We start from the raw sequence: 15,464 nt of genomic DNA, 5'->3' as shown, positions 1-15,464 counted from the left end.
TCTCGGTGTTCAGGTCTTGGTCTTCAGGCCTTGGTCTTCGCCGCCTGGCCGGCGAGGTACTGCTCGAGCCAATGGATATGGTAGTCGCCGTCGATGATGCCGGGCTCGCGGACCAGGGCGCGGAACAGCGGCAGGGTGGTCTCGATACCTTCGACCACCATCTCGTCCAGCGCGCGGCGCAGCCGCATCAGGCATTCGCCGCGGGTCTTGCCGTGAACGATCAGCTTGCCGACGAGCGAGTCGTAATAGGGCGGGATGACGTAACCCTGATAGACGGCGGAATCGATCCGGACGCCGAGGCCGCCGGGTGCATGGAATTGCGTGATCTTTCCCGGCGAGGGACGAAAGGTCTCCGGGTTTTCCGCATTGATGCGGCATTCGATGGCGTGGCCGATGATGGCGACTTCGTCCTGCGTCACCGGCAGGTCGCCGCCGGCGGCGATGCGGATCTGTTCCAGCACGAGGTCGATATCGGTAATGCTCTCGGTAACGGGATGCTCGACCTGGATGCGGGTGTTCATTTCGATGAAATAGAACTCGCCGTCCTCGTACAGAAACTCGATGGTGCCGACACCGAGATATTTCATGTCCTGCATCGCCTTGGCGCAGGTGGCGCCGATTTTGGCGCGCGCGGCGGCAGAGAGAACCGGTGAGGGGCCTTCTTCCCAGACCTTCTGGTGGCGGCGCTGCAGCGAACAGTCGCGTTCGCCGAGATGGATGGCGCCGCCGCGGCCGTCGCCCAGCACCTGGATTTCGATGTGGCGCGGCTTGGTCAGGTATTTCTCGAGATAGACCGAAGCGTCGCCGAACGCGGATTTGGCCTCGTTGGAGGCGGTCGAGAGCGCCATCAACAGCTCATCAGCCGTGTGCGCGACTTTCATGCCGCGTCCGCCGCCACCGGCAGCGGCCTTGACCAGCACCGGAAAGCCGATCGCCTCGCCGATCGCCATCGCGTCGTCTTCGGGGCCGACCGCGCCGTCGGAGCCGGGCACCACGGGAATGCCGAGTTTCTTGGCGGTCTTCTTGGCTTCGATCTTGTCGCCCATCAGGCGGATGTGCTCGGCCTTCGGACCGATGAAATGCAGATTGTGCTCGGCGAGAATCTCGGCGAAGCGGGCGTTCTCGGACAGGAAGCCGTAGCCGGGATGCACGGCATCGGCGCCGGTGATCTCGCAGGCCGCGAGCAGCGAGGGGATGTTGAGATAGCTGTCCTTTGACGGCGGCGGCCCGATGCAGACGCTTTCGTCGGCAAGCCGCACATGCATCGCGTCGGCGTCGGCGGTGGAATGTACGGCGACAGTGGCGATGCCGAGCTCCTTGCACGCGCGCAGCACGCGCAGCGCGATCTCACCGCGATTGGCTATCAGGATCTTGTCGAACATCGCAGCGCCTGACGTTGACGGATTCTATTCAATGATCACCAGCGGCTCGCCGAATTCGACCGGCTGGCCGTCCTCGACGAGAATCTGCGTCACGGTGCCCGCGCGCGGCGATGGAATCTGGTTCATCGTCTTCATGGCTTCGATGATCAGCAGGGTCTGTCCCACTGACACCTTGGTGCCGACCTCGATGAACGGCTTGGCGCCGGGTTCGGGCGCCGAGTAGGCGGTGCCGACCATCGGCGAGGGGACGGCGCCGGGATGCTTGGCCAGATCGGCGATCGCCGCCGGGGTCACGTTCGCGGCCGATGCCGCGTGCGCCGACGGGGCCTGCTGGTAATCGCCCGGCATCGAAGCTGTGAAGGTGATGTTGCGCGCCACGCGCACCCGCAGGCCGGCGCGCTCGATCTCGATTTCGGTGAGGCTGGTTTCATCCAGCAGCAACGCCAGTTCGCGGATCAGCGCACTGTCGTCGCTCTTGAAATTTGCGGCTGATTTGGTGTCAGGCTTGCTCGCCATATGCGGGGTCCGGAATTCTCTGGGTGATGACGGCTGAAGCGCCAGGCTTTTGATGCGGGCTCTTGATGTCAGGCTTTTGCCTTGACGCCGATTTTGGCGGCAAGGCCGTTGATTGCGAGCCGGTAGCCGTCGATGCCGAATCCGCACAGCGATGCGAAGGCGGCTTTGGCCGTGAACGAATGGTGCCGGAAACTCTCGCGGGCGTGGATATTGCTGATGTGCACTTCAACGGTCGGTATCTTCACCCCGACCAGCGCGTCATGCAGCGCGATCGAGGTGTGGGAATAGCCGCCGGCATTGATGATGATGCCGACCATTTGCTTGGCGCGGGCCTCATGGATGAAATCAATCAGCTCGCCTTCGCGGTTGGACTGCCGGCAATCGGCCATGAGGCCGAATTGAGTGGCCGTCTCCGCGCACAATTTCTCGACATCGGCGAGGGTGGCATGGCCATAGGTCTCGGGCTCGCGCGTCCCCAACAAATTGAGGTTCGGGCCGTTGAGCACAAGGATTGTCGGGGTTGAGGCTTTTTCAGCTAAGGCCTGGGCCATCCGGATTCCAGCAAAAGGGGGCAGGTAGGTCGCGGGGTTATAGGTAACAACGCGGCCAAGGGGAAGCCTGATGGGGGTTTTGAACACCCCTCAAATGCCTCATCCGGTTCGTAAAAAGGCCTATGGAACCTACGGAAATTGCTCGTTAACCAAGGTTAAAGAGCGGTCGGCCCGGTCTCCGCCCAGCCGTCGGTCCCATTACCAGCGATTCTGCAACCGCAGGCTTTCGGCGAGGTCGCCGCGGAAATTGTGCTGGCCGAGATGCATCAGCTTGCACTGCAGGTCGACCCAGACCTTGCCGCCGATGTCGATCCAGCGCCGGCAGAACGCGTAGTCCTCCGACAAATAGCGGCCGGAATCCGGATCGACCATGCAGTCGAAGAACAGCCAGTGCAGATGCGCCTCCGGATGGCCCGGCGGCCCGTCCGGCGTGTATTTCAGTTCGGGATACTTTTCCATCATGCGCGTGAAGACTTCGCGCTTGATGCACATGAAGCCGGTCGGCGCCTCCGCCACCTCGACGAAGCCGTCGGCGTCGGCATAGCTTGAGACACGCTCGGTGCCATGGCCGACCGGATTGAACGGGTACTCGGTATAGCGGTCCTCGAATTGCGCCCGCGTGGTGCCATGCGGCAGGCCCGCGGCGGGCCAGTTGAAATTCTTCATCGGGTAGACACCGGCGGGTGACGTCGCGGTCGATCAAGAGCAGGCGGCAAACCGATTGCGGCGTGAAGGTGATGTCGGAGTCGATCCAGAACAGATGGGTCAGCGTCTCGTCGGACAGGAACTTGCGCACCATGTTGTTGCGCGAGCGGGTGATCAGGCTTCCGAGTGCATATGCAGGATGCATTGCAGTCCGAACCGGTTGCAGTGATGGGTCAGCTCGAAGATGCTGGTGACGTAATGCATGCTGACCGCCGAGATGTAGCAGGGCGTTGCGAACATCACCTTCATCGATTTCAGGGCTTCGTCGGGTAGCATGGTCGGTCGCTCGCTGGCTCGTGGGTCGGTCTACTTGGGCTGGCCTTCGGCCGGCTTGTCCTCCGGCGGCGTGAGCCTGACCGCGGGTGCGGGCTTTGCCGCCGCTGGCGGCTTGGCGGCATTGGCGTTGGAGCCATTGGGAGCTTGCTGCTTTTGCGCCGAGGGTGGTGCGGGCGGTGTCGGTGCGGCGGACCATGAAAATTTTTCTTGCTTCCACACGCCGCCCGCGTGCTGCGCGCCGGGGCCATCCTTACTTTGCATGGGGTTGTTTTCGCGATTTTGTGTCGGGGCCGTGCGGCCGCCGATAGCGCGCATGCTCTACACGGGAAAAAAACGGGGGCGGGCATTGCTGCCCGCCCCGAAGTCGGGGGATCGTTGGCTATCGTCAGCCGTTAGCCTTCGATGATGTAGACGATCTCATGCGTTGTCGGGCGCACGATGACGTAGCGGCCGCCAACCAGGATCACCTGATAGCCGCGCCACTCCGGATAGATCTCGACGATCCGGGGCGGAAGCGGGTGGAAGCGGACGGTCGAAGGCACAGTGGCGCCAACCGAGATGTTGAAGTTGACGTTGGTGGTCTCCTGGATCTTCTCCGTCTTGATGGCGGAGACGATCTGCGTACGCTTCTCGGCTGGCGGAGCCGCGGTCGCCGAGGTGGCGGCGTTGCCTGTGGTCTGCGCCTTGGTGTCGGCCGCGCCCTTGGTCTGGGCGGTGCCGGTCTTGCTGTCGGCAGCGCCCTTGCTGTCGGTTGCGCTCTTGTCCATGCCGGTCTTGCTGTCGCGGCCCTCGGCCTTCATGTCCTTACCGCCCTTGGTTTCGGTCTCGGAGCTCATGCTCTTCGACTTCTCACCCGCCGGCGACTTGGTGTCCTGCGCGCTCTTGCTGGACGGCATCTTCTCGTTGGATTCCGCGCCCTTTGCGCCCTTCATGTCGGAAGCGCCGCCGGGATCACGCTGCATCGATCCAGCCCCGCCGGGAGACGGCGCGGTCTGCTGGGTCGCGGCGCCACCCTGGTTGCCCGTGCCTTGCGCATTCGCAAACCCGGTGCCGGCGATCAGCGCCGCTGCTGCTACGGAAATCATAAAGCGATTGGTCATACGTTTCTCCTCACGTGGATGCATTGCCCGCACCGACAACGAAGGGAGATGTGCGATGTTCCTGTCTATTCGCGGTTCCATCAGGTTTGTTTGATGAACGCGCGGTGAATTTGAAACTCAACTTGGCAAGACGCGTTTTCTGTCCCGAACCGGTTGCCCACCCCGCATCAACTGCGGGGCAGACTTTCGCTCGAAAACGCCGTTAACCGCAGGCCCAGTCGAACTCCATCGTTTCGAGATCGAGCTGAGCGTTGCCGCCGCCGAAATTGAAGCCGCCAAAATGCTCTTCGATTTCGAGATAGGTCGCGCTGTACTTCGGCGTCCATTGGGAGGGAAACATCGTGCCGCCGAGATGATTGCGCCCCGACAGCCGCTCCAGTTCGAACCGCTCGGCGTCCTTGCTATAGGGCGCGATGTAGTCGCCGAGTTCATCCTTGTGCAAAAGCTTGTCGCGCGGCGGACGGCCGACATTGGGATCGCGGTCGCGCACAGCGAGCGCAATGCCGTAGGCGTGGTGGCCGATCTCGGGCACGCGCCCGAGCAGCCGGTACCAGTACTTGTTGACGATTTCGTCGACGTTGTCATAGCGGCCGATCTGAAGATCGAACACCGCGCGCGCCGAACCGCTCTCAAACCAGGGCGGCGGCGGATTCGCGTGCAGCAGCGCGTTGCCGGCGAGGCGAGGGGGCTGACACAGCGGTCCTGCGAACTCGGCTTCCGTCAGCCAGATCGCTGCGAAATTGTGGTCGATCTCGTCCTTCATCCGGAATTCCATCCGGTGCCGGTTCTGCTTGTAGAGCCAGAACGGTAACAGATCGGGATCGGCCGGACGGTCCGATGCCTCTGAGGCGAGATATTCGGCCACGGCTTCGACTTCGCGCGGCTCGTCATGCTGTTGATCGGCAAACATCGTGAGCGCGACATAGTCCGCGCCCTTGGTGCGATATTGTTCGGGCAGTTTCAGCGTGAAGCCCGGCTGCATCGGAAAGCCGTCCCATGGGCTGAGAGGCCATTGGCTCTCGGTGATTCCGGGCGGCAGCCCGTAGCACCAGCCGTGATCGGTAGCGGTGCCGCGGGCGGGCGCGGTCTTGAGCAGTTCGAGGTCGTAAGCGGTGGTTGGCGGCGCCAGGCTCATGCGGGGGTCCTGTTGGTTGGAGCCCTCTTAGTGGCTGGCGGCGTCGCCGCGGTTCAGTCGCAGCAAGCGTGCGGGCAAAAAAAATCCGGCTGCGATGCAGCCGGATCTTGTCCGTCGAATGATCCGCGTCTGGCTTCAGCAAGTCGCCTTGCCGCAGCGGGCGATGCCGATCTTTTCCTTGAGGGTCTCGACGCCGACCGCGCCGATCACGACCTGCTTGCCGATCACATAGCTCGGGGTGCCGTTCATGCCCATGGCCTCCGCGAGCTTCATGTTCTCCTCGAGCGTTGCGCGGATTTCGGGGCTCGCCAGATCCTTTTCGAGTCTGGCCATGTCGAGGCCGGCTTCCTTGGCGACCGCCATGGCACGAGCCTTGTCGGCGGCCCCGCGGCCGGTGAGCAGCTTCTGGTGGAAGTCGAGATATTTCTTTCCGGTCGGATCCTGCATCCGCACCGCGACGCCGACCTGGGCGGCTTCGACTGAACCTGTGCTCAGCACCGGGAATTCCTTGAGCACGACCTTCAGCTTGGGATCGCCCTTCATCAATTCCATCATGTCGAGCATCGCGCGCTTGCAGTAGCCGCAATTGTAATCGAAGAACTCGACGAAGGTGACGTCGCCGTCCTTGTTGCCGAGCGTCACGTTGCGCGGCGAGTTGAAGATCGCATTGGCATTCTTGGCGATGCCGGCCTGATGCTTCTCGGCTTCGGCGGCGGACTGGCGCCTGGTCAGTTCGGCCATCGCCTCTTCCAGCACCTCGGGATGGGCGATCAGGTACTCCCGGACGATGGTCTCGATGTCTTTGCGCTGGACATCGGAGAAGCTCTGCGCGGAAGCCGGCAGCGACGCGCCGCACAGGGCGATCGCAAGCAGGGCGGAAGCAAGGTAACGGAGCAAAGGCATCGGTAAATCCTTGGGTGGCGAGTTCCGGGCCGTTCGCTTGAAGGCCGGCTCTTGGAATACGCTGGGTGTTCAGGTTCGGTTGTAGTGCAACTCAGTTTATTTCCGCTAGCGGCGCTAGTTGCTTCTTTGGCCGGGAAGCGGTTTGGCGCTCACAATATCGTCAGCTTTGACCCATCCCGGGGTCCCGATCGCGAACCGCGTCTTGGCCCGCGAGGCGAGGTCGCGCGCGGTCTTGTTGTCGCCGCGGAGGTACGCGGCCTGGGCCGATGCCAGATCGGCCTGCGCGTAGTCGCCCTTGCGGCCATAGGCCATCGCGAGCTGCATGTAGCCGATCGGGGCTTCGGTCTCGCGCGCCAGTGCCGAGCGCAGGATCGCGATCGCCTCTTCGGTGTAGGCCTTGTTGTCGGACGCCACCAGCGCCTGCCCAAGTAACATCTCGATGAGCGGGGCGTTGTTGGAAAGCTGTGCGGCCTTGCGCAGCGGCGCGATGGCCTCGGCCGGTTTGCCGCCTTCCAGCAAAGCCTGGCCGCGGAGTTCGTAGAAATAGGCATTGGCCGGTTGCAGCTGGATCAGGCCGTCGATTTGGGCCAGCGCGCTGCGCAGGTCGCCGTGCAGATAGGTGGTGATGGCGCGCGCATAACGCGCGGGCACGCTGGTGTTGGACAGCGGATAGCGCCGGAACACGGTGTCCTGCCGCTCCATGAAGCCGGAGATCTTGGCGCGCACCATGTCGTGGCGCATTTGCAGGGCCGGGTCGTCCTTCTTGTCCCAATAGGGGCTGGAACGGGCGAGCTCTTCCAGGGCGCGGACGCGCTCGGCCGGCATCGGGTGCGACTGCACGTAGGGGTCGGCACCGCGCGCCGCGAACAGGCTCTCGTCGGAGAAGCGCTTGAAGGTCTCAAACATGCCGCGGGCCGACTGGCCGGTGGCATTGAGGAATTTCACCCCGGCCTTGTCGGCGTTTTCTTCCTGCTGCCGCACATAGGAAAGCAGGGTGCGCTTGATCACCTCGGCGGGTGCCGACATCGCTGCCGCACCTGCATTTGCCAGGCCGCTGTTGCCACCGCCGCGCGCTCCCGCCACCATGGCGCCGGCGCCGAGCAGCATGGCGATGATCATCTGGGTCTGCGCTTCCGCCAGCCGCTCGCGAAGTTTTGCGAGGTGACCGCCGGCCAGATGGCCGGTCTCGTGCGCGAGCACGCCGATGATCTGGTTCGGCGTCTCCGATTGCATCATCGCGCCATAGTTGACGAAGATGCGGCGGCCGTCGGCGACGAAAGCGTTGAAGACGCCTTCGTTGATGATCACCATCTGGATGTTCTGCTTCTCCATGCCGGCGGCGCGCAGGATCGGCCTTGTGTAGTCGCGCAGCAATTGCTCCGACTCGGTGTCGCGCAGCACCGGGGGGCCCTTGTTCTGGGCCGCCGCGAGCGTCGGCGTCATGACAAGCGCGGCCGCCGTGACGAGGGCGGTCAGTTTCAGCGTCGTTTTGCGGTGCGCGAGGCGGAACAACATGAAGCGATCTATTGGGCGTTGGCGGCGGAACTGGCGGTCAATCGGCGCTCGGGCCGGGCAGCCCTGATTAAATCAGAACCGAACGCCAGTCTCTTGTTTTGACGCTTTTTTCTTCCCGCGGACCGGTATCCACTTGGCTTGAAAGCGCTATAAGGAGCCACCGAATACGGCCAGTCTGGGGCGGTAACCGGTGCCGGAACTCGAAATCGGCGATATCAGATCAAATTGCAGATAGCGATGCTCGAATCGACTCTTAAGGACCGCGCGAAGACGCTGTTGACGGCTTCCAGCCGGAGCGATGTTCCACCTTTCATGGTGATGGACGTGATGGCGGCGGCGGCCCGCATCGAGGCGGCCGGCGGCCACGTCATTCACATGGAGGTCGGCCAGCCGGCGGCATCAGCTCCGAAGACAGCGCTGGCGGCAGCACGTCTCGCGCTCGACGATGGCCGGATCGACTATACCTCCGCGCTCGGCATTCCCTCGCTGCGCGCGCGCATCGCCCGGCACTACCGCGATACTTACGGCTGCAGCGTTGATCCCGAGCGGGTCGTGGTCACCACGGGCTCGTCGGGCGGCTTCATCCTGGCCTTCCTTGCGATGTTCGAACCGGGCGACCGCGTGGCGGTGACCGTGCCCGGTTATCCGCCGTACCGGCACATCCTCACCGCGCTCGGCTGCGAGCCGGTGCTGATCGAGACCACGAGCGAGACGCGCCACGCGCTGACCGGCGAAGCCTTGCTGGCCGCGCATCGCAAGACGCCGCTCAAGGGCGTGCTGGTCGGCAGTCCGGCCAATCCGACCGGAACCATGATGTCCCGCGAAGCGCTCACCAGCCTGATGGCGGCGGCCGAAAGCGCCGGCATTCGCTTCATATCGGACGAGATCTATCACGGCCTCGATTACGCGTTTCCGGCGGTGTCCGCCGCCGAGTTGTCGCCGCAGGCCTTGGTGATCAATTCGTTCTCGAAATATTTCTGCATGACCGGCTGGCGCGTCGGCTGGATGGTCGTGCCGGAGCCGCTGGTGCGCCCGATCGAGCGGTTGCAGCAGAACCTGTCGATCTCGGTGCCGACGCTGTCGCAGATCGCAGCGGAGGCCGCCTTCGAGGGGGCCGCGGAAATGGAAGCGATCAAGCGCGGCTATCAGGAGAACCGCCGCATCCTGATCGATGGATTGCCGAAGGCCGGCCTGACCAATTTCCTGCCGGCCGATGGCGCGTTCTATCTCTACGCCGACGTCTCGCAGTTCACGTCCGACAGCTTTGAGTTCGCCAGCCGGATGCTGGAGAAAGCCCATGTCGCGGCCACGCCGGGCGTCGATTTCGACCCGATCCATGGACGCGCCTTCGTGCGCTTCTCCTACGCGCGCTCTTCCGACGAGATGCGCGAAGCCGTGAGCCGCATCGCGCGCTGGCTTGGGTAGGGCGCGTCAGCCACCATCACCATCATCCATATCTGTCGTTTGAATCGGGGAACCATCTTGTCCGACACATCTCAGCCTGTCGCTGCACCGCATTTTCCGCTCGCCGCCATTCTGTGGCCGCATCCTGTAGATCGATCCGGCCTGATGCGCGGCGTGATCCTGATTGCATTGGGAACCGCGCTGCTGACCCTATCGGCGAAGGTCAGCCTGCCTTTGCCCTATGTGCCGATGACGCTGCAGACGCTGGTCGTATTGATGATCGGGGCGGCCTATGGCTGGCGCCTCGGCAGCGCAACCATCGTGGCCTATCTCGCCGAAGGCGCGATCGGATTTCCGGTGTTTGCAGGCCCCGTCGGCGGTCTTGCGCCGTTGCTCGGGCCCACGGCCGGATATCTCTACGGCTTCGTGGTGGCGGCCTTCGTCACGGGATGGCTGAGCGAGCGTGGCTGGGATCGGTCAGTACTGCTGCTTTTCATCGCGATGGGACTTGGCCACGTCATCATTCTTGCGGCCGGGTTTGCCTGGCTGGCGTTTGGCATCAAGCTCGGCGTTGAAAAGGCATGGCTGGTCGGAATAGCGCCGTTCATCGCGGCGTCGCTGATCAAGAACGCGCTCGGCGCTGCACTCGTGCCTTTGTTCCGGCGCCCATTCGACCGCCGCTGATCGATCCCGTTCGGACCCCGTCGCAATGCCCCCTGATTTCCGCTGGCCGAAATAATTTGGCTGTGCTAGCGGGCGGGGGTGTGGCAGAACGCCGCAGGTCGAACGGGAGTAGACGTCATGGCGGCAACGATTGCGGCTGAAGCGCCGGTAAGCGCAGGCAGGCCCTGGTACAAGATTCTCTACGTCCAGGTGCTGATCGCCATCGTGCTCGGCGCGCTGACCGGCTGGCTGTGGCCAGCGCTCGCGACCAACGACTGGATCAAGGCGCTCGGTGACGGCTTCATCAAGCTGATCAAGATGGTGATCGCGCCGATCATCTTCTGCACCGTGGTGTCGGGCATCGCCCATATCCAGGACGCCAAGAAGGTCGGCCGCATCGGCATCAAGGCGCTGATCTATTTCGAAATCGTCTCGACCTTTGCGCTGATGATCGGGCTGCTCATCGGCAATGTGGTCAAGCCGGGCCATGGCTTTGGCGGCGCGATGGCTGACGCGGCCAAGGTCGCCGGCTTTGCCAAGCAGGCCGAGGCCCAGAAGTCGGTCGATTTCTTCCTGCACATCATTCCCGACACCGTCGTCGGCGCCTTCGCGCAGGGCGAAATCCTGCAGGTGCTGCTGTTTTCGATCCTGTTCGGCTTTTCGGTCATGGCGCTCGGCGAGCGCGGCCATACGCTGCGTTCCTTCATCGACGATTCCGCGCACGCGGTGTTCGGCGTGATCTCGATCGTGATGAGGGCGGCCCCGATCGGCGCGTTCGGCGCCATGGCCTATACGATCGGCAAGTTCGGCACCGGCGCCATCGTGAACCTGGTCGGCCTGATCGCAACCTTCTATGTCACGGCGGCGCTGTTCGTCTTTATCGTGCTCGGCACCATCGCGCGCATGGTCGGGTTCTCGATCCTCAAGTTCTTGTCCTACATCAAGGACGAGCTGTTGATCGTGCTTGGCACCTCGTCGTCCGAGAGCGCGCTGCCTTCGCTGATGGAAAAGCTGGAGCGGCTCGGCTGTTCGAAGTCGGTCGTCGGCCTGGTGGTGCCGACCGGTTACTCGTTCAACCTCGACGGCACCAACATCTACATGACGCTGGCGACCCTGTTCATCGCGCAGGCGCTCGGTTTCGATCTCACGATGGGCCAGCAGATCACCATCCTGTTGGTGGCGATGCTGACCTCGAAGGGCGCCTCGGGCATAACAGGTGCGGGCTTCATCACGCTGGCGGCGACGCTCGCGGTGGTCGATCCACGGCTGGTGCCCGGCATGGCCATCGTGCTTGGCATCGACAAGTTCATGAGCGAGTGCCGCGCGCTGACCAACCTCTGCGGCAACGGCGTCGCCTGCGTCGTGGTGTCGTGGTGGGAGGGCGAACTCGATCAGGAGAAGCTGCACGCCAATCTCAACAAGCAGATCGATCCGACCGACATGGAGACCGCGCTCTCGACCGATTGACGATCGCTAGAGCCTTTTCCGTTCCGATGAATCGGAACGGGGCTCTAGATTCTTGATTTGACGCGTTTTCTTAACGCGAACCGGTATCCACTTCGCTGGAAAACGCTCTATTGAAGATCGCGTTGCTGCAACAAAAAACCGCCCGGCGTTACCGGGCGGTTTTTCCGTTGGAACTTAGGTCATCCTTATTCGCCGCTGCCGAAACGCCGTGACCACCAGCCGGCCTTGCGCGGCGCGGCTTCGCTGGTTGCGGCAGGCGCGGGTTCAGCGGGCGCGGGAGCAGGGGCCGTTGCCGCCGGCTCCGCCTCGCTATGGCTGACGGCCGGTGCTGGCTCGGACGGGGCGCTGGTCAGGAACGAGACTTTTTCGCGCACCGTCGAACGCCGCCGCGCGGCGGCCCGGTCGGCCTCCTGTGCGGTTTCCTCGGGCGTCGGCGTCGGCGCGCTGCTGACGGTTTCGGGCGAGGCGTGCTCCGCGGGCTGCCACTGCGGTTGCGGCGGCTGCGAAACGGGCTCGGGTTCAACCAATGTCGGAGCCGGCTCAGCCGAGGGGCCGTCGAAATCGGCAACCGCGCTGGTGACTTCCGAAACCGGGGTCGGTCCGAGTTCATCGGAGATCGATCCGGCGAGACCGTCTTCCGGTCCGCCGCCACGCCGGCGGCGTCCGCCGCGACGTCCGCGACGGCGCGGGCGCCGCTCGCCGTTTGGTCCCTGTTCGCCGCGCGCAACAGCTCCCTGTTCGTCGCCCTCGTCGTCGTCGGCTTCGGCTTCGCCGTCGTCGGCAACCGCGACCGCGCCATCAGCGCTTTCGGGTGCAACGCGCAGGGCGTCATTGTCCTCGCGCGGGGCGCCGCCTTCACGCGGCTCACCACGGCCGCGGCGGCGCCGGCGCCGCTTGCGGCGGTGGCCGTCGGCTTCGCTTTCACCGGCGACTTCTTCGCCGCCGGCGGCTTCCTCGGTCAGACCTTCGGTCTCTTCGGTCTCGACTTCACCTTCGATGTCGAACGGCTCTTCGTCGTCATAGGCTTCCTCGACCTGGGACGGCGAGGCCGCGGCCTGCGCTGCGAGCAAGGCCTTGGCTGCTTCCAGCGTGTGCACCTGTTCGCCGCGATCGATGATGAACGATTGCTGGCCGGCCACGGTGGGATCGGCGACCACCGCAAGCGTGACCTTGAAGGCGTTTTCGAGATCGCGCAGATGTCCGCGCTTGTGGTTGAGGACGTAGAGCGCGACGTCGGTGCGGGTGCGCACCACCAGATTGTGGGTCGCGCCCTTCATCAGAATTTCTTCGATGCCGCGCAGCAATTGCAGCGCCACCGACGACACCGAGCGGACATGGCCGCTGCCGCCGCAATGTGCGCAGGGCTCGGTCGAACTCTCCAGCACGCTGGCGCGGATGCGCTGGCGTGACATTTCCAACAGGCCGAAATGCGAGATGCGGCCGACCTGGATGCGGGCGCGGTCCTGCCGCAGGCAGTCGCTCAACTTGCGCTCGACCGCGCGGTTGTTGCGCTTCTCGTCCATGTCGATGAAGTCGATGACGATCAGGCCCGCGAGATCGCGCAGACGCAGCTGCCGCGCGACTTCCTCGGAGGCTTCGAGGTTGGTTTTGAGCGCGGTGTCCTCGATGTGGTGCTCGCGGGTCGAACGGCCGGAGTTGACGTCGATCGAGACCAAAGCTTCGGTCTGGTTGATGACGATGTAGCCGCCCGAGCGCAATTGCACCGTCGGCGAGAACATCGCATCGAGCTGGCTCTCGACGCCCATCCTTGAGAACAGCGGCTGGCCGTCGCGATATTGCCGGACCGCCCGCACGTTCGAGGGCATCAGCATCTTCATGAAGTCGCGGGCTTCATCATAGCCGGCCTGGCCGGCGACCTGGATTTCGTCGATTTCCTTGTTGTAGAGGTCGCGCAGCGAACGCTTGATCAGCGAGCCTTCCTCGTAGACCAGCGTCGGCGCCTGCGACTTCAGCGTCATGTCGCGCACGGTTTCCCACATGCGGATCAGATATTCGAAGTCGCGCTTGATTTCGGGCTTGGTGCGCGAGGCGCCGGCGGTGCGCAGGATGATGCCCATGCCCTCGGGCACGTCGAGATCCTGCACCACTTCCTTGAGCCGCGAACGGTCCTGGGCCGAGGTGATCTTGCGGCTGATGCCGCCGCCGCGCGCGGTGTTGGGCATCAACACGGCGTAACGGCCGGCCAATGACAGATAGGTGGTCAGCGCCGCGCCCTTGTTGCCGCGCTCTTCCTTGACGACCTGCACCAGCATGACCTGGCGGCGCTTGATGACTTCCTGGATCTTGTACTGGCGGCGCGGGCGGAAGGCGCGCTCCGGCACTTCCTCGAGCACATCGTCGCCACCGACGGATTCGACGACTTCCTCTTCGGCATCGTCGCCATCGTCTTCATCGTCCTGCGCTTCGTCGTCTTGCTCGTCGCCTTCCGGCGCGGGGGCACGATCCTCGTGGGAGGCGGCGGCGAATTCCTCGCCGGCATGCTCGGCGTGCGGCGCGTCATCGGCGTGGGCGGCGTTTTCGAGCGCGTGTTCGTCGTCGTGCCGTGCGTCATGCGCCGGCTCGTGGTGATGCGCATGATCCTCGTGGCTTTCGGCGCTGGCCGTTGGCTCTGCCGGCGCGGCGACGGCCTCAACCGGTGCCGCATCGGATTGCAATGAGGCTACCGGGGCTTCGGCCGCGGCATGATCAGGGGCGTGATCTTGGGCGTGGTCTTCCTGGGGACGACCATGTTCATGCGAATGATCGTCGTGATCATGCGCAACGTGCTCATGATCGTGGCCGGCTGTATCGGCGGGATGGTGATCGGCATCATGGGCGTGGGCTTCGTCGGGGTGCGCGCCTTCATGCAAGCGCTGCGCCTCGCCTTCATAGGGCTGGGCTGCCTGCGCCGGATCGATCGCGGCGTTGTCGACGACGTCGCTCTGGACTCGCTCGCCATGGCCGCGGCGGCGGGCGTTGCGGTGGCGCGAACGGCCGCGGTGACGGTTGGAGGAGCGGTTCTCGCTCTCTTCCTCGGCCTCGCGATGGGCGCGTTCGTCGGCCTCGATCAGTGCCTGCCGGTCGGCGACCGGGATCTGGTAATAGTCGGGATGGATTTCGCTGAAGGCCAGGAAGCCGTGGCGGTTGCCGCCATATTCGATGAAGGCCGCCTGCAGCGACGGCTCTACGCGCGTGACCTTGGCGAGGTAGATATTGCCGCGCAGTTGTTTGCGCTGGGCGGTCTCGAAATCAAATTCTTCGACGCGATTGCCGCGGACCACGACGACCCGGGTCTCTTCCGGGTGGGTGGCATCGATCAACATCTTGTTGGGCATTTTGGAGCTCTTGACGGCGGCGGGCGCGGTGCAAGGCGCGCGCATATTGCGCGGCCCGGTGACGCGACGGTCCACCTGATTCGGGGGTGAGGGGAAGGCCAAAACGCAAACCTTGGCGCCGCGCCGAACGGGGACCCACCGGAACAAGGCGACGCGCGAAGCTTTCGCTTCGCATCGGCGCGATCGATCCGTGGATCCTGGTCGGCAACACAGTCTGGCGCATCAAGCGTCGGCCCGTCTGAACATGTTGGCGGCAAAATTGACCGCCGTGTCTATCGCTGAAGGCCCGGCGCGGCGCCAAAGCGCTCGCCGGCCATCGCATATCGGACCGTTTGGGGTCCGGATAATCGGTTCTGCCGTGTTTTAAACCGTCCCTGGAGCAAGATAGTACCTTGCAAGTTAGTACCTGGGAGCGGACGCCGCTCGGGCTCGAAACCGCCACTCCGTGTCAGCCGCGCGCAGCGCTGGCTGTGGAGGGGATCGGGAAAGACGCAGGAAACTTCGGCTTCGAA

General features: G+C 64.0%; 14 protein-coding genes. 3 read left to right on the top strand and 11 right to left on the bottom strand.

Annotated features, from left to right (window positions below; genetic code table 11):
- Positions 1-23: 23 nt before the first annotated feature.
- The 10 genes from accC to JQ597_RS01130 form a co-directional block, all read right to left on the bottom strand.
- Positions 24-1,382 carry an acetyl-CoA carboxylase biotin carboxylase subunit gene (gene accC, locus JQ597_RS01175; protein WP_212261974.1) on the bottom strand — a complete coding sequence of 453 codons (1,359 nt, stop codon included), beginning with the start codon at positions 1,380-1,382 and terminating at the stop codon, positions 24-26.
- A 24-nt stretch (positions 1,383-1,406) separates the two neighbouring features.
- Positions 1,407-1,898 carry an acetyl-CoA carboxylase biotin carboxyl carrier protein gene (accB, locus tag JQ597_RS01170; RefSeq protein ID WP_212261971.1) on the bottom strand — a complete coding sequence of 164 codons (492 nt, stop codon included), beginning with the start codon at positions 1,896-1,898 and terminating at the stop codon, positions 1,407-1,409.
- Between the two features lie 68 nt (positions 1,899-1,966).
- Positions 1,967-2,449 (bottom strand): type II 3-dehydroquinate dehydratase, encoded by a 483-nt coding sequence (gene aroQ / locus JQ597_RS01165; protein WP_212261968.1) that lies wholly within the window; start codon positions 2,447-2,449, stop codon positions 1,967-1,969.
- Positions 2,450-2,647: 198 nt separating this feature from the next.
- Complete coding sequence (locus JQ597_RS01160; protein WP_212261965.1) at positions 2,648-3,115, bottom strand: hypothetical protein; 468 nt, start codon at positions 3,113-3,115, stop codon at positions 2,648-2,650.
- Between the two features lie 153 nt (positions 3,116-3,268).
- Positions 3,269-3,430 (bottom strand): hypothetical protein, encoded by a 162-nt coding sequence (locus JQ597_RS01155; protein ID WP_212261962.1) that lies wholly within the window; start codon positions 3,428-3,430, stop codon positions 3,269-3,271.
- Between the two features lie 30 nt (positions 3,431-3,460).
- Positions 3,461-3,691, bottom strand: coding sequence for a hypothetical protein (locus JQ597_RS01150; RefSeq protein WP_212261959.1), 231 nt, complete (start codon positions 3,689-3,691; stop codon positions 3,461-3,463).
- 131 nt (positions 3,692-3,822) lie between these two features.
- Entirely contained in the window at positions 3,823-4,530 is a 708-nt protein-coding gene (locus JQ597_RS01145) for a DUF1236 domain-containing protein (RefSeq protein WP_212261956.1), read from the bottom strand.
- A gap of 202 nt (positions 4,531-4,732) precedes the next feature.
- Complete coding sequence (locus JQ597_RS01140; RefSeq protein WP_212261953.1) at positions 4,733-5,665, bottom strand: hypothetical protein; 933 nt, start codon at positions 5,663-5,665, stop codon at positions 4,733-4,735.
- A 135-nt stretch (positions 5,666-5,800) separates the two neighbouring features.
- Entirely contained in the window at positions 5,801-6,568 is a 768-nt protein-coding gene (locus tag JQ597_RS01135; RefSeq protein ID WP_212261949.1) for a DsbA family protein, read from the bottom strand.
- Between the two features lie 114 nt (positions 6,569-6,682).
- Positions 6,683-8,083 (bottom strand): M48 family metalloprotease, encoded by a 1,401-nt coding sequence (locus JQ597_RS01130; RefSeq protein WP_212261946.1) that lies wholly within the window; start codon positions 8,081-8,083, stop codon positions 6,683-6,685.
- Between the two features lie 237 nt (positions 8,084-8,320).
- Here JQ597_RS01130 and JQ597_RS01125 point away from each other — a divergent pair, with 237 nt between their 5' ends.
- The 3 genes from JQ597_RS01125 to JQ597_RS01115 all read left to right on the top strand — a co-directional run bounded on the left by JQ597_RS01125 (position 8,321) and on the right by JQ597_RS01115 (position 11,617).
- On the top strand, positions 8,321-9,508 hold the full coding sequence (locus JQ597_RS01125) for a pyridoxal phosphate-dependent aminotransferase (protein ID WP_212261944.1): 1,188 nt from the start codon (positions 8,321-8,323) through the stop codon (positions 9,506-9,508).
- A 144-nt stretch (positions 9,509-9,652) separates the two neighbouring features.
- The gene (locus JQ597_RS01120) at positions 9,653-10,171 is read left to right on the top strand and encodes a biotin transporter BioY (RefSeq protein WP_502754158.1); all 519 of its coding nucleotides are present in this window, start codon (positions 9,653-9,655) and stop codon (positions 10,169-10,171) included.
- A 117-nt stretch (positions 10,172-10,288) separates the two neighbouring features.
- On the top strand, positions 10,289-11,617 hold the full coding sequence (locus JQ597_RS01115) for a dicarboxylate/amino acid:cation symporter (protein ID WP_212261941.1): 1,329 nt from the start codon (positions 10,289-10,291) through the stop codon (positions 11,615-11,617).
- Between the two features lie 185 nt (positions 11,618-11,802).
- On the opposite strand, the gene JQ597_RS01110 is transcribed toward JQ597_RS01115, so the two are convergent.
- Complete coding sequence (locus tag JQ597_RS01110; protein WP_212261938.1) at positions 11,803-14,952, bottom strand: Rne/Rng family ribonuclease; 3,150 nt, start codon at positions 14,950-14,952, stop codon at positions 11,803-11,805.
- Positions 14,953-15,464 lie beyond the last annotated feature (512 nt).

Origin of the sequence: Bradyrhizobium sp. AUGA SZCCT0177, from assembly GCF_018130125.1 — a bacterium.
GTDB lineage: Bacteria > Pseudomonadota > Alphaproteobacteria > Rhizobiales > Xanthobacteraceae > Bradyrhizobium.
Note: the sequence above shows the minus strand (reverse complement) of the source record. Positions and strands in the feature narration are given on the sequence as shown.